Origin of the sequence: Maledivibacter halophilus, assembly GCF_900167445.1 — a bacterium.
Taxonomy (GTDB): Bacteria; Bacillota; Clostridia; order Peptostreptococcales; family Caminicellaceae; genus Maledivibacter; species Maledivibacter halophilus.
In genome coordinates, this window is record NZ_FUZT01000002.1 from 34666 (window position 1) to 55913 (window position 21248).

At 31.4% G+C, this 21248-nt stretch carries 9 protein-coding genes and 1 riboswitch; all 9 genes read left to right on the forward strand.

The window, feature by feature from the left end; translation table 11 throughout:
- Nucleotides 1–840 (forward strand): DUF58 domain-containing protein, encoded by an 840-nt coding sequence (locus B5X81_RS04245; RefSeq protein WP_079489652.1) that lies wholly within the window; start codon nt 1–3, stop codon nt 838–840.
- Nucleotides 841–2547, forward strand: a complete 1707-nt coding sequence (locus B5X81_RS04250) for a BatA domain-containing protein (protein WP_079489654.1) — start codon at nt 841–843, stop codon at nt 2545–2547.
- Nucleotides 2537–5062: a VWA domain-containing protein gene (locus B5X81_RS04255; RefSeq protein ID WP_079489655.1), complete on the forward strand. Its 2526-nt coding sequence runs from the start codon at nt 2537–2539 to the stop codon at nt 5060–5062. Before B5X81_RS04250 ends, B5X81_RS04255 begins: the two co-directional genes overlap by 11 nt.
- Before the next feature lie 276 nt (nt 5063–5338).
- Nucleotides 5339–6802: a prenyltransferase/squalene oxidase repeat-containing protein gene (locus tag B5X81_RS04260; RefSeq protein WP_079489657.1), complete on the forward strand. Its 1464-nt coding sequence runs from the start codon at nt 5339–5341 to the stop codon at nt 6800–6802.
- A gap of 135 nt (nt 6803–6937) precedes the next feature.
- Nucleotides 6938–7128: riboswitch (cobalamin riboswitch) on the forward strand.
- A 183-nt stretch (nt 7129–7311) separates the two neighbouring features.
- Nucleotides 7312–7464: a DUF2292 domain-containing protein gene (locus B5X81_RS04265; protein ID WP_244282000.1), complete on the forward strand. Its 153-nt coding sequence runs from the start codon at nt 7312–7314 to the stop codon at nt 7462–7464.
- Nucleotides 7465–7643: 179 nt separating this feature from the next.
- Nucleotides 7644–8474 carry a hypothetical protein gene (locus B5X81_RS04270; protein ID WP_079489660.1) on the forward strand — a complete coding sequence of 277 codons (831 nt, stop codon included), beginning with the start codon at nt 7644–7646 and terminating at the stop codon, nt 8472–8474.
- A 298-nt stretch (nt 8475–8772) separates the two neighbouring features.
- On the forward strand, nt 8773–18651 hold the full coding sequence (locus B5X81_RS04275) for an S-layer homology domain-containing protein (protein ID WP_079489661.1): 9879 nt from the start codon (nt 8773–8775) through the stop codon (nt 18649–18651).
- Nucleotides 18652–18918: 267 nt separating this feature from the next.
- Entirely contained in the window at nt 18919–20496 is a 1578-nt protein-coding gene (locus tag B5X81_RS04280) for a PTS transporter subunit EIIC (RefSeq protein ID WP_079489663.1), read from the forward strand.
- Nucleotides 20493–21248 (forward strand): MurR/RpiR family transcriptional regulator, encoded by a 756-nt coding sequence (locus B5X81_RS04285; protein WP_079489664.1) that lies wholly within the window; start codon nt 20493–20495, stop codon nt 21246–21248. The genes B5X81_RS04280 and B5X81_RS04285 overlap by 4 nt, the downstream gene beginning before the upstream one ends.

Consider the following 21248-nt stretch of genomic DNA (forward strand, 5'->3'; position numbering starts at 1 on the left):
ATGGAAAAATTTTTACAAGAAATAGAACAAATAATCATAAAAAGAAGAAAAAGACTCATAAATGGACAAATTGGAAATAGAAAAAGCAAAAGAATAGGTTCTTCCCAGGATTTCTATGGACATAGAATATACAATCCTGGCGATGATACGAAAAAAATAGATTGGAAGGCTTATCCTCGCACTGGTAAATTTTATATCAGGGAATTTACAGCCCAAAAGCAGATGGAGATAAATATAATATTGGACTGTAGCGGCTCCATGGACTTTGGAAATCCTAACAAATTTCAATTGGCAGAGCTTTTATCAATTGGACTTGCATATATAAGTATAAATCAAAGAGATAAATTAAATATCTATACAATAAATAAAGATGTAGAAATTTTAAGAAAAAATTTAAATAATAAATATGATTTTTATGAGCTTTTAAATCTTATTAAAGATATAAAACCAAAGGGAGAAACAAACTTTTATTCTTTATCCTCCATAGAAAAAATCAAAGAAGGGGTGACCTTTATTATAACAGATTTATTTGGAAAGAACTTTTCAGATATATTAGATTATTTATCGTCAAAAAAGCAGGATATAATTGTTATACATTTAATGGCTCCCCAGGAAATAAAGCCGGATTTTTCTGGAGAGCTTAAGCTTATTGACAAGGAAACTGGAGAAAGTAGAAAAATTTTACTCACCCAGGGAATTAAGGAAAAATATAAAAAGAAAATTAGAAACTTCATAGAAGATAATAAAAAAATATGTGATTATAGGGATGTAAAATATGTTTTTTCCCCCAGCGATAGTCAACCGATTAATATTATTGCCAAGGCAGTCGAGGTGATTTAAATGATTTTTTTAAATCCATTGGGATGGCTTCTTTCACTGCTTTTACCCCTTATAATTTTACTTCATTTAAAAAAACAGCAATTTATACAAAGGGAAGTATCCTACCTTGGATTATGGGAGGAAGTAATAAAAGAAGTAGAGGGAATAAAGAAAAATAGGATAAATAAATATCTTCTTCTTTTTATTCAACTTTTAATAGGAATTCTAATAGTTATGGCCTTTGCAAGGCCTATGTGGATAAAGCCCTTTAAGGGAGAAAGCTTAACAATAGTCCTTGACAATTCCTTGACCATGAGGGCAGAAGAAGACGGAGTCACGGAAATAGAAAAAGCAAAAAAAGAAATAAAAAAATATATAAAAAATATAGATGATGATATTTCTATTGATTTTGTAACCATAGGAAGAAAAATCCAAACAATAGTAAAGGGGGGCAGTAAAAATCAAGTATTAAATGAACTTGATGCAATTCAGCCCACCTATGAAGTTTTTAATATAAAAAATAAAGAAGCTATTTTTTCAACTTTTCCAGAGCCTATAGTTTTCTTTACAAATAAGAATATATTACTTGGAGATGAAAATATAAAAATAGGAGATGGAATTAATAATATAGGAATTATAGATGGCAAATTCGATTACTATAATCGTGCTGCATTATTTAAAATAAGAAATTATGGAGAAAAAAATAAGGAAATAATTTTAGAATTAAAGGATGAAATTAATTGGCAGGATATTAGGAAAATAAATATACCTTCTAGAGAAGTAGTAAATGTAAATTGGACTGATATTCCCTTAAACATAGATTACTTAAAGATTTATATAAAGGAAGAGGATACGATTTATGGGGACAATGAATTTGTTCTTCCCATAGGAGATAAATACAAGAAGAAAGTTTTGATGATAGGAGAAAATTATTTTTTAAATAGGGCCCTTAAAAGCTTGCCCTATATAAAACTAACAAATATTAAGAAATATAAGGATATAAAAGAAAAATTTGACTTATATATAATAAATGAAAGGTTAATGGAAAAGAAATTATGGGAGGATAAAAATATATGGTATCTTAAGCCTCCAGAAGAAATGGTAGAGGGATACTTAGATAAATACAGTGAAATGAAAATAGCAGATGAGCTTTTTTCAGAGGATATAATTCTTAGGGATTCCTATTTAAAGGATTTTTCATATCTTAAGGAAGATGAGAATTTTAAAACTATACTTAAGGCAGAGGATAAAACAGTAATGGCCTATGAAATAGAAGACAAAGGGAAAAAAATATATTCTACCATAGATTTTAATAAAACTAATTTTTCAATGAAAACCGAATTCCCAATTTTAATTGACAATATTATTAAATGGTTTTTAAAGGAAGATAAAAGATGCTATGAGCCTGGGGAAGAAATATATATAAAAGAAAGTAATATAAGGCTTAAAACCCCCACAAAGGAAATAAATATAAATGGTGAAGAAAATATAAAATTAAGGGAAATTGGAAAGTACAATCTAATTGACAGAGATAAAAATATAAAGACATTTTTTGTTAATCCTCCAAAGGAGGAAAATATAAAATACGACTTTTTATCCAGAGAAAAAAAGAAAATAAACAAATTTCATTTCAATAATTTAAATAAAATAGATTTAAAAAATATAATAATTTGCCTTCTGCTTTTATTGATGATTTTAGAGTGGGAGGTGTTTAAAAATGCTGTATAATTTCCAAGGAAATATTATTACCCTAATAATTTCATCTATTGTTTCATTATATTTTGCCTTTCAAATTAAAAATAGCTATAGAGTAATAGATGAAAAAAAAAGAAAATATTGGATATTTATTAGGATTTTAACCCTTATTTGTCTTATTTTATCTTTAACTCAATTAGACATAGATTTTTCAGCTAGAAATACAACTACCATATTTTTAGTAGATAAATCCATAAGTGCAGATAAAAATAAAGAGAGAATAGAAGAATATTTAAATCATCAGCTCAAATTAAAGGAATCTAAGGATAAGATGGGAATAATAGTCTTTGGAGAAAAACCAATGATAGAAATGCCCATTAAAGATAAAATAGAAAAAATAAATTTAAGCTCTAATATTAATTCCAATTTTACAAATATAGAAGAAGCCCTAGATTTTGCAGTGAATTTTTTCCCGGAAAAAACAAATAAAAGATTGGTCTTAATAAGTGATGGAAGGGAAAATATGGGTAATGCTGTAGAAAAAATAAATAAATTAAGGGAAAATAAAATAAGCCTCGAAATATATCCTATAAATACTGAAAAAGTCAAGGATGTACAGCTTACTTCCTTGGGAATTCCAGAGAATATACATAATAAAAATGATATACCGGTAGAGATAATTATAGACAGCAATTTTGATGGAGAGGGTACTTTTATCTTTTATGGAAACAATGAAGAAATACTAAAGAAAGACTTAAGGGTAGAAAATGGTGAAAATGTATTCAAATATAGTATTTCTCTAGAGGATAACGAGAGAATAAATTATAGGGGGGAAATAGTTTTTAAAGAGGATAAAAATTATAAAAACAATAAAGCTTCTGGAGTTTTAAATATAGGAAATAGGCCCGAGAGCTTAATAATTGGAAAGGATGAGGATATAAAAAATTTAAGGGGAGTCTTAAAATCAATGGATTTAAATCCAATTGTTTATTCTTCCGGGGAGGTCCCCGATAATATGAATTTTTTATCCCAATTCAATGGAATATTCCTAGTAAATCTTCATCATGACAATATATCTTCTGAATTTGAAGAAAATTTACAAAAATGTGTAAAAAACCTTGGAACTGGCCTTGTAATTATAGGGGGAGAAGAAAGCTTTGCCCTGGGAGAATATAAAGATACTATTTTAGAAGATATTCTTCCTTTAGAGTGTGATATGAAGGGAAATAAAAAGCTTCCCAATACTGGCTTAATACTAATTATAGACAGCTCTGGAAGCATGGAGGATGAAAGCCATGGAGTAAAAAAAATAGATATGGCAAAGGAAGCTTCCCTAAGATCCATAGGAATACTAAATGAAAATGATTATATTGGAGTCTTAGGTTTTTCCGATACCTTAGAATGGATAGTTCCCTTTAAGAGTGCTGAGGATAAGGAAAAAATAAAAGAAAATATTTTAAAGCTCAGCTCAAGGGGAGGAACCTTAATCCTGCCAGCTTTGGATGAGGGAATAAATGCCTTTGAAAATGCTCCAGTTAAAATCAAACATATTATATTATTATCCGATGGACAGGGAGAAAAGGAGGGATATGAAAATTATATAAACAAAATGAAGGAAAAAAGCATAACTCTTTCTACGGTGGGAATAGGTCAAGATGCAAATATTGAGGTATTGAAAAAATTATCTAAGGAGGCAAAGGGAAGAAATTATTTTGTAAAGGATTTTACATCAATACCAAAAATATTTGCTAAGGAAACCTATCTGGCAACAAAAAAATACATAAATAATGAAGAATTTACTCCCATAAAAGTAGAAAACACAAAGTATTTTAATTATGATCAATTTCCTAATTTAAAGGGCTATGTGGGAACTGGAATAAAAGAAGGTGCAACCCTTGTTTTAAAAAGTCCCTTGGATGACCCAATACTTAGTCACTGGCAGTATGGCCTTGGAAGGGTATTGGTGTGGACCTCCGATTTAAATGGAAGGTGGAGTGATTCATGGATAAAATGGGACAAATTCCAGGAAAAATGGTCTTCTATAGTAGGTTGGATTTTTTCAAGGGGAAAAAATAAAGAAATGGAAATTGATTTAGTGAAAACTAGAGGAAAATTAGAAATTTTCGCTGCCCACAATAATCCTAAAGAAAACAGCAAATTTAAAATCCAAGTACAGGGACCAAAGGAATTCAAAGAAAATATATTATTAAATCAAATTTCAACTGGAAAATACAAGGGTGAGTTTTCCTTAAATGAAGAGGGCAGCTACTATGTAACAGCAGAATTAATAAGAGATAGTGAAACTATTGAAAGAAAAATTGAAACAATAAATTTAAATTATTCCCCAGAACATGAAATAAATAAAGGAAGGGGGATAGAAAGATTAAATTTAATAAGGGAAATATCAAAGGGAAGATTAATAGACGAAGATACAAATGTATTTAAACAACCAATAGATAAAAATAAATCATCTTTGGATTTGAGCTTTATATTACTTCCTTTGGCACTGCTTTTTTATATAGGAGATATTGCCATAAGGAAGCTGTAAATAAGCTTGATACACTTAGGAATGTATTAAAAATCTCCTAGATTATATTAGAAATAGGTTTTTAGTAAAATAATATTTTACAGATGTACGCTCATAAAACTTTAGAAAGGAAGGTATCCACTGAGATTTCCTTTTAGTTCTCTTTATAAACCTCTTTTGTCCTCTTAGTATTTAGAATTATAAAGAGGTTTATAGGAGGAGCGTAAAAGGATTCTCAGTGGATACCTGAGCAAGCTAGACTTTAAAAGCGTACATATATGTTCAAGGAGGATTAAAATGTTAAATAAATCAAAGAATAAAAAGGGTTTAAATTTAGCTTTAGTATTATTAACCATAATATTAATATTCAATCTATTTACAGTATCAATTTATGCCCAGTCTGTAAAAATTACTAAGGAGGAATTAAGGGAGATAGCCCAGAAAACCATTGATTATTATCAGGATAGATACAAAGAAAGGGAATTTAAAGGAATTCTAGATTGGCCAGCCTTTGGACTATTTGGATTTGAAGAGGATGTAAGTGGAGAAAAATGGACAACTGAGGATGGAAAAAACGGTGCATATTGGAGGGAGCAGCAGGTAAAGGAAGGTATAGGCCTTCGCAGCTCTGCCAGTACCGATTATCAAAGGACAATTATTGGAGTTTGCTCCGCAGGAAAGAATCCCAGGGATTTTGGAGGGATAAACCTTGTTGAAAAAGTAAAAAGCACATTGCTTCCCAGCGGTAAGTTTGCAGACTCCCTTGAGGATAATACAACAGGTGAGCCGGTGGGCGAGGATTTAATCAATGCCCATATTTTTGGCATAATATCCCTTTATTGTGCAGGAGAGCCGATTCCCAACAGAGACAAGGTTTTAAAATGGCTGGTAGATAAACAGCATCCAGATGGAGGATTTACCTATGATGTTAAATATTTTGAAGATCCAGAGGATTATTATTTAATTGATTCCGATATAGATATGACGGCTTCAGCCCTTATGGCCCTTGGAATATTAGGAGAAGATCAGTTCAATGAGGTGGTTCAAAAAGCTTTAAACTTTTTACATGAAAGACAGCTGGATAATGGAGGCTTTGATTCATGGGGAACAATAAATCCAGAAAGCTGTTCATGGGTAATTCTAGGACTTAATTCCATTGGAGAAAATCCTGTAGGAGAAAAGTGGACTAAAGAAAATGGAAACAATCCCGTTACAGCAATGCTTGAGTTTCAGCTGGAAGACGGAAGCTTTACCCATGTTTTGAGTAAATATGGAAATTACCGTATTTCTTCTAATGCCATGGCAACAGAACAGGGATTGTATGGAATGGCAAGTGCCTACAATGAAAAATCATTGTTCAAAATGCTTCATGAAAAATATAGACCAGAGGCAGAAAAGCATTTGTTCACTGATTATAAACCAGGAGACTTTGGATTTAAGGAAGCAATGGATTTAGTATATAAATATGAATTATCTGGCCATCTTGATGGGACATTTAAACCTAATGACCCCATAAAAAAATTGGAACTTGGAAAAATATTATCAGATGAAAATTATTCTACAAATGAGAACATAACCGGAGAAGAATTTATTATGGCTATTATAAAAAATGTAAATCTAGAAGAAAATTCTTTTGAAGGATATTTCAAGCTGGCCCATGAAAAGGGCTTTGTATACGAGAATTTTAATCCTAATAAACCCGTTACCAGAGCCCAGTGTGCCTGGAGTATTAAAAGACTCAGGGAAAGCCAGGGGTTATAAAAGTAAAAAGAATGTCATATATTGATGTAAGATTTTTTAAGGAGATTATGGGAAAACAATTGAAATTTTATGGAAATAGAGTTATAATTTATTAGAGACAAGGTATTGATATTAATATTTTAAAATTAAAAATGATATATAGTATACTATTTCGGTTCTTTGTATATAAATTACAAAGATTAAAGGGAATCTGGTGAAAATCCAGAGCGGTCCGGCCACTGTAAGTGGGAAGTAATCCTTGTATATGCCACTGGATGAATTTCTGGGAAGGCAAAGGAAAACGATGATCCATAAGTCAGGATACCTGCCAAAATAGCATTACATTAAACCTTCCGAGGAAAGGCAATATGTGGAACAGTATTTTAAATCATCTGTTTAAAATGCTTATGGTTATATATAGAAATACCATAAAAGCCCTAACCCTTATCGGAGGTTAGGGCTTTTATTTTAGGTAGCTTTGTTCCAAATCTTCAAATGGTAATTAGAAGAAAATGAAGGGGGATGCCATTTTGAGTAAAAAACAAAGTCAAATACTTTTAAATGAAAAGGAAAAGAATTTAATAGAGCTGATTCGAAGTACTGAGTATGGAGAGATTAGGATTGTAATACAAAACGCTATTCCCATAAGGGTAGAGGAGATAAAGAAATCCATAAAATTATAAATCAAGATAAGGGCTGACCAGAAAACTGGAGGCACTACCAATATATTTATTTGGTAGTGCCTTTTAGTTTATAAAAACAAACAAGCAAAAGATCATCTAAAAGGGGGGACATACAGGGTATTAGGGAAGAAGCATTAAATTAGATTTTTCAAACCAAAGAAAAAAAGGAGATGAATGTGATGAAAAAAAGATTAAGTATGTTGTTAGTTGCGTTTATGTTGGTGGCTGTTTTAGGAGTTCCTTCATTTGCTGATGATGGGTGTACTACTTATCCCTATATTACTTTAGCAGATAGTAATCATTTTACAATAGTTAAACAAGGAACAGGAGCAACTGAAATTGTACAAGCTGTAGGATTAGATTCTTCATATATTAAGCATGGTTTTACCAATGAGGAAGAAGCTTATTTAAAATGGACAACTTCTGATAGTTCTGTAGTCAAATTTGTAAAGGGACGAAAAACAGTAAGCCTATTGGAAGGTGAATCCCAAGTTACATTAAAAACTGTAGGAACTGGAAGTGCAGTAATTACAGTAACCTACGATACACCCGATGATAACCCAGTTTCTGTTACATCCTATGTGGTAGTAGAAGGAACTTCATATACAGGTGATGTAACAAATATTTCAGTTAAAGCGCAGGCAAATGGAACCACATATTGTGACCAAACAGGTCTTACAGTAGAAGAATTTAGCTTAGAAACTATTTTTGGTTCAAGCTTTGATGATTCCGATGTATTGCAGAATAGTCCATCAGGAATCCATGCATTACTTTTCGCATTAGAATTAGAAAAGGATCCAGATGGCTGCACAAGCATAAGTGACTCTAATTGGGATTGGGATTGGGTATCAGCTAATGTAGAGCTTGATTCTCAAGGAAGCTATTTGCTGAAAATTGGTAATGACTATTATTGGGAATATTATCTAAACAATCAATATGGAGAACATGCTTCTTCAGCTGTTCAATTGGATGACTATGATTCCGTAAGATTTGAAAAGTCCAGCTGGTAAAAAAATTAATAAAATTATAGTGCAGATAAGTAAAAGCAAATAGAAACTACAGTTTCTATTTGCTTTTTATGGATTATAACTATAGTAATTAATTAGAAAAAATAACAATAAAATACAATAAAATTCATTTCAATATTTAAGGGATTAAGTAAAAATTTTAGATTGCACATATCAAAAATTCCAAGGAACAGTGGTATTTTTGACATGTGCAACTTGGGTTTTACTATTATATAGCAAATGAACTGGAATATTTAATATAAAGCAATATATTTTTTAAAAGGTAAAAGGGGGGGTTTTAGTGAAGCTTAAAAGGCCAAGAAAAATTATTAGCATATTAATAATATTATCAATGATTCTATCTACAATAACACCTGTATTAGGTGAAGATTTAATAAAAGAACAGGATATAGAAATAAAGAATGAAACAGCTATAGAAGAGAAAGAACCGATAAAAGAAGAAAAAGAACCCACAGAAGAAGATGAAGAACCAACAAAAGAAGAAAAAGAACCCACAGAAGAAGAAAAAGAACCCACAGAAGAAGATGAAGAACCAGAAAAAGAAGATGAAGAACCACCAAAAGAAGATGAAGAACCAACAAAAGAAGAAAAAGAACCCACAGAAGAAGAAAAAGAACCCACAGAAGAAGATGAAGAACCAGTAAAAGAAGATGAAGAACCAGCAAAAGAAGATGAAGAACCAACAAAAGAAGAAAAAGAACCCACAGAAGAAGATGAAGAACCAGCAAAAGAAGATGAAGAACCAACAAAAGAAGATGAAGAACCAACAAAAGAAGAAAAAGAACCCACAGAAGAAGATGAAGAATCAAAGGCAAGTAAAATAGAAATAACAGGAGAAACAGAGGTAGAAGCAGGAAAAACAATACAGCTAACAGCAGTGGTAAAGAATGAAAAGGATGAAATACTAGAGGAAGAAAAGGTAAAATGGAAAAGTGGAGATAAAGAAAAGGCACAGGTAGATGAAGAAACAGGAGAAGTAACAGGGGTAGGAGAAGGGACTGTAAATATAATAGCTGTATCTGAGACGAATTCTGATTTAGAGGAAACAATATCTATTGAAGTAAAGAAGGAAGTTAAGTCTTTAAAATTAAAAGTAGAAATTTTAAGTCCAGAAAATGGGTCAAGTGGAGCAAAGGCAGGAAATGAAATAAAAATAAAGTTTAACAAACCAGTAGAAAGCTTGGAAGGTACAAATGATTCTTTATTAACAATAATGAATATATCAGAAGATGGAAAGAATTATGCAGATGTACATGATTATTATGAAAGAGAAGATTGGTATTTATTAGAATTAGAAGATGACAGCAATGGAGAATCGACCATAGGAGTATTTAAATGGGAAGATGGAGAAAGTATAAAATCAGAAAAGAATCGCTATTATGAAATAATAATTCCAAAGGGACTAATAAAGGCTGTAGATAGTGAAGAAGAGTTAGAAGCAATTGAATGGAGATTTGATACAGTAGAAAAGGAAGAAGAATTAAAAGTAGAAATTTTAAGTCCAGAAAATGGGTCAAGTGGAGCAAAGGCAGGAAATGAAATAAAAATAAAGTTTAACAAACCAGTAGAAAGCTTGGAAGGTACAAATGATTCTTTATTAACAATAATGAATATATCAGAAGATGGAAAGAATTATGCAGATGTACATGATTATTATGAAAGAGAAGATTGGTATTTATTAGAATTAGAAGATGACAGCAATGGAGAATCGACCATAGGAGTATTTAAATGGGAAGATGGAGAAAGTATAAAATCAGAAAAGAATCGCTATTATGAAATAATAATTCCAAAGGGACTAATAAAGGCTGTAGATAGTGAAGAAGAGTTAGAAGCAATTGAATGGAGATTTGATACAGTAGAAAAGCCATTAGAAGTAGAAAGCCTAAGTCCAGAAAATAAAGCTAGTGGAGTAGCAAAGGATGCAGAGCTAAGTGTTACATTTAATCAAGAGGTAGAATTCAAAGAAAACTCACAACTACCAGTCCAAGTTGCAGTTCTTTATGACAAAGATGGTGATGGAGAAGTAGATCAGAGTAATTCTTTATATGGTGATATAACAAAGCATGAATTAGTATTTAGCCAAGATAATCCCAATAAAGTAACAATACAGTTAAAGGATGAAGATGGAAAAAATATAGATCTAGAAGAAAACCATGTATACAAAGTAGACATAATACGTGAATTTATACAATCTAAAACAGGCGAAAAAATCTTAGATAAAAACATAAGATGGACCTTTGACACAAAACCCCAAAAACTAGAAATAACAAGCCCGATAAATGGGAAAACCATTTCTCCAAAAGATGAAATATTTATTAAAACTAGTAAAGAGCTAGATGAGGATTATATAAATAAATTAAATATATTTTTATACCAAATAGTTGAAAAAACAGAAGAAAATGAAAGGTCAGAAGAATTAATAAAGGAAGGAACAGGGAAAGACCTCGCAGAAATTGATGATGAAGATGGTAAAAAAATAATAATAAAATTAAATAATCAGCTAGAAATAGAAAATTCCTATAAAATTAAAATATCTACCCAAGAAGGAGAAGCTCTAGAGGATTTAATAATAATTAAATTTGATGTGAAGGATGTACAAGAATATGCTTTAAAGGAGATTCTAGATTTCTCAAGAAGAGAAACAGTTACTACAGGAATGCAAAATTTTATATCTGCATCCATGAATAATGGAATAGTATATGCTATTAGAGACAATACGGGTCTTGGTGAAGGTAAAAATGATGGAAAGGGAATAAGAATATATGCCTTTGATTTATATGGAAATGAGCTTTGGAATAAAAGAATAGATGGGGTTGGTACCAGTAATAAAAAGTATATGCCTGTATACGGAAAAGACGGAACAGTTTATATTCAAACCTTTACAAGTGATTTTGATAATTCAGAATTTAAAACACAACTTTTTGCCATGGATCCATATGATGGGAGAGTAGAATGGAAAGAGGAATTTGAAGGCAAGGGCTTAATTAAAACAAATCCAATAATAATAGATGATGAAATAATAATAACAACTCAAGAAGGAATATATAGTTATGAGAAAAATGGAGATGAAAAATGGAGCCATGAAATTGATGATGAAAATTTAGAAGAATCTATATCAAGCTATGAAATAAAAGAGCCCCCAATAAAAGATGAAAATAATAATATATATATAGCTATTGATGGAAAAAATCAAGACATAAAGGATGGAAAAATACAGGCTTTAGATTCCAATGGAAATAAAAAATGGAGCTATCCAACAAAAAGTGGAATAAGGCCACCGGTAATAGGAAGCAGTGGAGAAGTATATATAGTAGATAATAGATGTGTTATAAAGGTATTGAATCCTGAGGATGGAAGTGAAATAGAAGATCATCCCCTTAATAATTATGAATTAAGTGAAAGTAATGATTATAATATTACTTCCTTGTCTATAAAAAATGACATCGATATGGATACCTTGTATGCAGTTATTGGGTATTACAAGGAAGGAAAAAATAAAATAATATCAATTAATTCTAATGGAACTGAGAATTATATTTATGAAAACGACGAAGATTCATTTGGTAATTCAGTAGTAGACTACGAGGGGTATTTATATTATCCAGAAAAAACTTCCAGTGGAGGAGCCTTATATGTCATAGACCCCTATGGAAAAGAAGCCGATAGTATAATTCTTACTGGAAGTTCTATGCTTGGGTTTAATAGCCTATACATAGATGGTAATGTTCTTATAGGGGCTAAAAGATATTACTCAAATGTTGCAGCCGTTAAAATCCAAAGAAGAATTCCTGAAAGGCCGTCATCCATAGAAATAATAGAAAAGGATAAAAAGCTTGGGGAGAATTTAGAGGAAACATTGGCTGTTGTAGTAAAAAATACTCATGGAAAGGCAATGATAGGAGAAGAAATTCAGTGGGAAAGTGACAATGAGTCTATTATTGAGCCAACCTCCGATGGAAAATTACATTGTAAAGATATAACTGAAGAAGATAAAAAAGTTAAACTAACAGTAAGGGTAAAAGGAACTGATATAAAGGATATAGTAGAAGTAGAGGTTGTTGAGAAAGATCCAGTACCAGCTTCTATTAAGATTTTAGATGAAGATAAAGAAGAAATTAAAAATACAATCGATATAGAATATGGTATACCCTATCAATTCCATGTACAGGTTCTTGATCAATATGGAGATACTATGGAGGAGGAAGAGGAAGAAGTAATTTGGCATAGTATAATAAATTATTTTCCCGCAATAGATAATAATGGACTCTTAAATCCTAAAGCTGAAGGAATAAATGCCTTAGAGGTAATATCTTCTACAGATGTTAGAGTGAGAAAGGAAATAAAGTATAATGTTTTTAAAAGTTCAAGTGAATATAAGACCATATATCCTAAGGAAGCTATAATATCTTTTCCTGGAACCTTAGCATTATCTACCGTAGATCAATATGGAAATATTATTGAGCTTGAAGAGATAAAATGGTCAAGTTCCAATGAAAATGTGGCAAAGGTAGATGAAAAAGGAAAGGTTACTTCCTTAGAATGTGGAACTACTATTATAAAGGGAACTAGTGGAGATATAACCCATGAAAGAGAAATAACTGTAGTCCCATCCTTTGGATATCATTGGAATCTTAGCAGCCGTAGATTATCTGAATATATAGCACAAGGGAATAATGGAGCGCTTTATTATATTGATAGTAATCAAGAACTAATATCTATAAATTCCCAGAATAAAGAGGAAAACTGGAGAATAGAAGTAGGATCTGTTTATCATATAGAAACTAGTAAAAACAATATTATTTATTGTATAGTTAAGGATAAAAATAGTAAGTATAGACTATTAGCAGTAAAAGATAATGGGGAAATCAAGTGGGAATATGAAATCGAAAATCATGTAGGTAAGGTAATAACTAATATAGAGGAAAGTGATGAGGGTACAATTTATTTTGCATCATCCCAAGAAAATATGGGTGCATATTTATATTCAATAAATAATGAAACCGGTGAAAAAAATTGGGAAAAGAATTTTGATGAAGAAATTTCTTCATTTACATTAGACAGCCAAGATAATATTATTTGTGTACTTAAGGATATTAAAGATACTATAATAAATAAGATAAATTCTCAAGGTGAAACAATAGAAGAAAATATTTTTGAAGACCTATTATTTGGGCAGGTCAATATTGAAATAGATGATAACAATGCTCTATATGGATATTTTAGAGAAGAAGGTCAGCAAGAAGATAAGGAAGGAATATGTAAAATACAAAATGGTAATATTGTATGGAAATATGATGATGAAAGTATTACTCTTAGTAAAGAACGCCAAATTCTATTAAGTGAAGAAAGATTATATTTTATATTGGGAAGCAGTAAAGAAGATTATACATTTTATGTACTGAATAAAGAAGGAGAAGAAATATGGAAGAAAAAACTAAATGGTTTAGTAGGTGCTTCTCATTATATATTACCAAGTAGATATTTTATAATAGACAATGATAAAAATATATCCCTACCCCTTGTTGAATATAAAAAAGAAGGTTTTAGCAAAATTTCTATTAGAAGTAGAATATATAAAATGGATTCTAATGGAAATATTATACAAGCTATTAGCTATGATAAAAATAAATATGGCGAATTTGAAAGTGTTTTTTTAGGAAAAGATAAGAAGAGCTTATACGTTATAGGTATATATGATAGTAATAATAAACATAATTTAGTTAAATTCACCTTTGAAAATAATCAAGAAATTAGGGTAGAAGAAATTAAAATTATAGGAGATAAAGAAAGTATAATTGTAGATGAATTTCTTGATTTAAAAGCTGAAGTATATAATCAATTTGGAACCCTTATATACAATGAAAAAGTTACATGGTTCAGTGAAAATCCAGAAATAGCAACGGTGGACAATAACGGAAGGGTAAAGGGAATAGAGCCTGGTACAGTAACAATAATAGCCCAGTCCCAAACTAATCCACAGGTAAAGGGAGCTTTGACTTTAACCGTGGTAGAAGAGGATAAATATAATGTACCAGAAGACATAATAAATGAAAAAGCCCAGTTGACTATTGATTTTTACAAGAGAAAGGGAAGGCCTAATGGTGATTGGGTGGCCTTTGCATTGGGCGCTTATGGAGAGAATATAAATAAAAAGCCATATTTGTCTAATGGAAGAAGCTACATAGACAGCCTGTGGAGTTCAATAGAAGCAAATGATAATTTAGGTGATATTACTGAGTATGTAAGGGTCTCTTTAGGAATACTGGGTGCAGGCTATGATCCCCATAATTTTGCTGGGAAAAATTTAATAGAAAAAATATATAGCTATGGCAGTTTAAGCCAGGGAAACAATGCGGCTATTTGGGCCCTCATTGCATTAGATGCAGCAGATTCAGATATTCCTCAAAATAAAGGATATTTTACACAAGAATATTTAATAGATTATTTACTTAATAATAGAGATGGCTATGGATGGTCTATTGAGGGGGGAGGCTCAGAAATAGATGTTACAGCAATGGCAATTTATGCTCTGGCTCCCTATAGAAACAGATCCGATGTTAAAGGGGCTTTAGGTGAAGCGGTAGAATGGCTTAAGCAAAATCAAAATGAAGACGGGGGTTTTAATACCTTTGGAACAGCAAATTCCAGTACAGAATCTACAGCTCAGGTTATAATGGCCCTTACATCCCTAGGAATTGATCCTCAGGGAAAGGACTTTACAAGGGGACAAGGTAATCCTGTATCATCTATGCTAGATAATCAATTTCATGATGGAAGTTTTGTGCATATAAAGACGGGTTCTGCTACTGGTAATGGCATGGCAACAGAACAAGCTCTACAGGCCCTTGCGGCTTTAAAGGATTTTTATGAAAATGGAATATCAACAATTTTTTATCGTATAAGATATAGTAAAGACTCAGGAGATGCAATAGTAAGAATAGAAGGAAAGAATAGAACAATACTTTCCCAAACCCGTGTAGATATAATTTTGGAAGAAACAACATTATATGAGGCAGTTACTAAGGCATTAGATAAAGGAAATGTTAATTATCATGGGAGCGGTGGAAATATTGTTATAGAAAATGAAGAGGGCTGGAAATGGATAGAATTAAAGAATAATAAAATACAAACAAAATCTTCAGGTGATATTCTTTATGGAGGAGAAGAAATTATCCTGGTGGATGAAGGCATTACAAATCCAGTATATACAATAATAAATATTCCTACAAAGGATTTAAGTATAGAAAAGGAATTTCCAGTTTATGTATATGATTTAAAGAATAGACCAGTATCAGGTGCAGAAATAATATACTACAAGGAAAAGGAAAATCCAGTTTCTACGGGAATATATACCGATAAGGATGGAAAAGGGTTAATTACAATTTCAAATGAAGGTAAATTCTTTATTACAGCCCACGGAAAAAATTTAATAAGAGCTAAGGCTGAGGAAGTAATACTGCAGAAAAATAAGGAAATTGAAATTAATATTAGAGTAGAGGGTCCAGAATATACAATATTACCAAAAACAAAAGTAAAAATAATGTCAGGAGATTATCCAATAGAAGCTTTAAAGGCTGCTGGATTAAAAGTTACCTACGATAGTGGTAAAACAGATACAGAACCTCCAAAAACCATAGACGGAGTAAAGGGAGAGCCTAAATGGGATATATATCCAGAAAAATTTGGATTTGATATTCCTTTAGAAGAGGGAAATGATATTGTATTTACAGGTAATGGAACCTGCTATGATCATGGAAATGTATTTGTACCTGATAAAGCTGTGATAGATGAAGAATTTACTGTTATTGCAAAGGACAGTAATGGAGATCCAATAGAAGATGAAGAAATTGTATATTATAAAAAAGGAAAGCATAAAAACCCACAATATACTGGAGAGTATACCGATGAAGATGGAAGGGCAAAACTAAGTATTGACAGATTGGGAACATATTATATAACAATCATACCTGATAGTGATAAACATTTAGTTACTCCTGAGGCTCAAGAGATTGAAATAAAGGAATTAATCCCTATAGAGGAAGGAGTAACAGTAAGTATAACAATAACAGGGTCTAGGGAAAAAGAAATATTAGATGATTATGAAGTAACCACCGACATATTTGATTTGCAGCCATACTTAAGACCTGGAACTGGACCTACAGCAGAGCCATCTCATGATTGGTATGCAGAAAAATTTGATGAACCCACTGTAGCCCATGCAATGGTAAAGGCCCTAGAAGAAGAAGATATTGACTATGATTTCCAGGATTATGGATGGGGATTATACTTTGCCATGATAGATGGAGATAGGGAAAAGGAATATAAAGACACCTCAGGATGGATGTATAAAATAAATGGAGTACAAGGGCCAGGGACTCAGGATCAGTATATAGAAGATGGAGACGAAATTGAATTTTGGTTTGCAGTAGGTGGATGGCAGGATCCTTATCTTGAAATAGGAGAAAATATACTTTTAGATATTTTAGAGGATGAAAATGCAACGGAAGAAGAAATATTAGAAGCCCTAGAGGGTGTTGTCGATGAAATTCAGGACATTGCCGGTGATGTGAAGTCAGAAAAGGAAGCAAAACAATTAATAAATGATATAGAAGATATTACAGAATTAATTCAAGAAGCAGGAGAGAGAATAGAAACAGAAGATGGATTAAAAGAAGCATCCCATAGAACTATAGATTTGATAAAGGCATTGAAAAAAGCATCAGAAGTAGTAGAGGATGAAAAAATAAAAAGGGAAATTGATGAAGCAGCAGCAGCGGTAATAGAAACAATAGTAATGCTTATAAATGAACAGGAAAATGAAAAAGAAATAGACAAGATAATTGAAGAAATGATTAAAATATCAGGAGAACTTAAAAAGGAAATAGGGGAAGGAAATTCAAATAATCTAGAAAGAAAAATTATCGAGGCGGTAGAAATGATATTAAATAAAGGGGCTGTAAAAGAGGTAGAAGATAAATATATAGCTAAAGAAGGAAATAAAGAAGTAGTAACAATTGATACAAATTCAATTATAAAAGTATCAAAGAATTTAATGGAAAAAGCTAAAGCACTAAAAGAAAAACTGCAAGATAATAATATAAAGGGGAATAGGGAAGTTCAAAAGAAAATAACAATTAAAATACCAAAAACAAAGACCAGTGAAATAGAAACGAGGCTTCCATCGGGAATACTTAATAAGGTTCTAAAAGGTGGAATAGATAGTATAGAAATACAAACAAATGCAGCGGGCTTTAAAATAAATTCAAATACCTTTAAAGAAGAAATAAAGAATAAGGAAATAATTTTAAACGCAAAAAGAATAGAAAGAGATAAATTATTAAATAGAGCAAAAAATGAAATACCTGAGGGAAGCATAATAGTAGACTTAAATGCAAAGGCTGGAGAACAAAAAATATCAACCTTTGAAAAACCAATAGAGATAAGTATTCCATATAAAGAAAAAGTAAAGAATAAAGAAAAAATAACGGTATACTTATTAAGGGATGATGGAACAATAGAAACGGTTGGAGGATTATATAATCTATTAACTAGAGAGGTCAAATTTAATACAAGTCATTTCAGTAAATATTTTGCTAAAGAAGAAAATGTAGAATTTAATGACCTTGAAAAGGTCAAATGGGCAGAGGATGAAATAGAAATAATGGCATCAAAGGGAATAATTAAGGGAAGAGAAGATGAAAAATATGATCCTAATGCCAATATAACAAGGGCAGAATTTGCTGTATTAATGACAAGAATGCTAAAATACAAAGCAGGCAAGGAAGAAATACCATTTGAGGATGTTATAAAAGATAAATGGTATTATAAGGAAGTTGCAGCAGCCCATGAGAATGGACTAATGCAGGGAGTATCAAATAATGAATTTAATCCAGATGGGAATATAACAGGCCAGGAAGTAATTACAGTAATTGAGAGAATACTTATTCAAAGAGGATATAAAAAGGCTAAAGAAGAAGAGTTAAAGAATTATTCCCAAAAAGATAAAACAGCTAATTGGGCAAAGGCAGCAGTGGCCTTTGGATTAAGAGAAGGAATAATCAATGAAAATAAGGAAGAAGGATTTGTTCCAAATAGAAATGTAACAAGGGCTCAAGTTGCTGCTATACTTTATAGGCTGTATAATTTAATTATTAAATAGAGATTATTTATAAAAACAAATATTTAACCCCTTGATAAATTTATTATCGAGGGGTTAAATATTTGCAAAAATGTAGAAGCTTTATGAAATATATGGTATAACTAGGTAATATATAGGATAGTTCTTGACCAAAGTCACAAGAAAAGACCAAGTTAAAAAGGCCTTTATATAGTCTTAATAATGTCAAATCTATTGTTTTGAAAAAAATATTATGAGATACTTATCTGGAAAGCGCTTTCTAAATATTAAAATAGAAGAGGTGAAGGGATGTCAAATGGTAAAAAAATGAGTGAACAAATTCAAAGATTTGGTAGGTCCCTGCTTTTACCTATTGCTGTAATGGCACCAGTTGGTATGGTTTTAGGGCTTACGGGAGCTTTAGTTCAAAGCTATATGATTGAAAGAGTTCCATTTTTAGGAAATCCCACATTGAAACTCATTTTAACAAGTTTAAGAAGCATTGCAGGAGTCATTTTCAGTAATATTCCAGTTTTATTTGCCATGGGTGTAGCCTACGGAGTTGCTAAAAAGGAAAAAGGAATCGCAGTTTTCTCATCCATTATATCCTATTTAATTTTGAATGCCACAATCAATATTTGGCTTAATGCAACTGGAAATCTTGCTGCAGCAGATCAAATGGCCCAAATGGGGCAAGGTATGGTGCTGGGAATTCAAACGCTAAGATTAGATGTATTAGGTGGTATTATCAGTGGTCTCATCGGTGCAAAAATGACAGATCGATTTTATCAATTGGAGCTTCCAATAGCTTTTGCATTTTTTAGTGGTAAAAAATCTGTTCCAATTGTATCTATAGGAGTGACTATGATAGTTGGACTAATTATCCCCTTTTTCTGGAATCTAATAACGAAAGCTTTAATTTCTATATCTTCTATAATATTAAGAGGTCCTTTTGGAGTATTTTTTAATATAGTAATGAATCGACTTCTAATTCCCTTTGGACTTCATCATGTTTGGAATGCCTTACTTAGATTCACCCCTGCTGGAGGGACCTATATAATTGATGGGGAAAGTCATGTGGGAGTTTTATCGGCTTTAAACAAGATATTATTTGAATTAGGACCAAGCCATGAAGCTTGGGATATGCTGCCAGAGTTAACTAGATTTATGGCTCAAAATCAAATGCTTGTGACCTTATTTGTTATTCCAGCTGTTGGATTAGCTATGTATAAAACTGCTTATGCAAAAAATAGGCCCTTTGTAAAGGGGATTATTATAACTATGGTTCTAACACCTTTTTTAGGAAATGTAACAGAGCCTATGGAGTTTTCCTTTTTATTTATTGCTCCATTACTGTACATACTTTATGTTGTATTAATAGCAAGTGGAGCAGCTGTATTATATTTATTAAAAACAGGAGTAGGATATATTAGGGGAACTATTTTTGATTTTGCTATATTCGGATTAATGTATGAAAATACTAGATGGTATAATCTTTTAATAGTAGGTATTCCACTATTTATTATCACATATTTTCTATTTACTTGGGCCATAAAAAAATGGAATATTCCAACTCCAGGACGGGAAGAGGATGATATTGTATATAATTCTTTACTACAGGAAAAGAAATATGATGAAGTGGCTAGGATAGTGATAGGTGCAATAGGAGGAAAAGATAATATTCTTCATGTTGAAAATTGTGTAACTCGTCTAAGAATTGATTTAAAAAATATGAAAATGGTTGAAAAAGAAAAGCTAATGGAATCAGGAACTTCTGGAGTATTCTTCCCTATTAAAAATCATATACATATTGTCTTTGGTCCTAATGTAGAGTTTGTCAAAAATGCTGTGGACCGTCAGCTGGAGGGGCAGGAGGTTAAGCAGTGAATTTAAGTAAATTAGCACAAAATTATGGAAGCTTGACAGAGCTTGAGAAAAAAATTGTTGAGTATATAATGAATAATCCGAAAAAAATACTTTGTCTTACTGCTAATGAGTTAGCAGAAATATTATTTGTATCAAAAACTTCTATAATTAATTTATCAAAGAAAATAGGCTTTGATGGCTATAGTGAACTCAGATATTATGTAAAAAATCACATACAAAGTAATGAAAAAAAAGAGCAAATTTTATCCTATGATACTATACTAGGCAATATACATGATGAAATAACAAAAACATTATATCTTCAAAGTGAAGAAAATATAAAAACTATTGCTGAAAAGATAGTAGGCTCAAGGATGATATATGTCATAGCCAGGGGAGCTTCAAAGCCGATAGCTGATTTTTTAAGCTCTAGGCTGGCTATATTAAAGGTTAAATCTATTTTTATTGGAGATCCCAATGTAATCGATGTATTGGGAGAAAGCCTAGGAGTAGGAGAGTCTATATTACTTATGTCTTTATCCGGTGAAACAGAAAAGATTTTAAATATAGCCAAAGCAGCTAGAGCAAGGAGCATAGACGTTATCGCCTTAACTTCCTTCTCTAATAATTCATTACAGAATATAGCTAATTACAATATGTTTTGCTTTGCCAACAATACAAAAACAAAATATAACGATTTAATTTCAAGGCTTGGCTTACATACATTAACACAAATATTAATAACATATATTGCCATGACTAGAGAGGAGTAA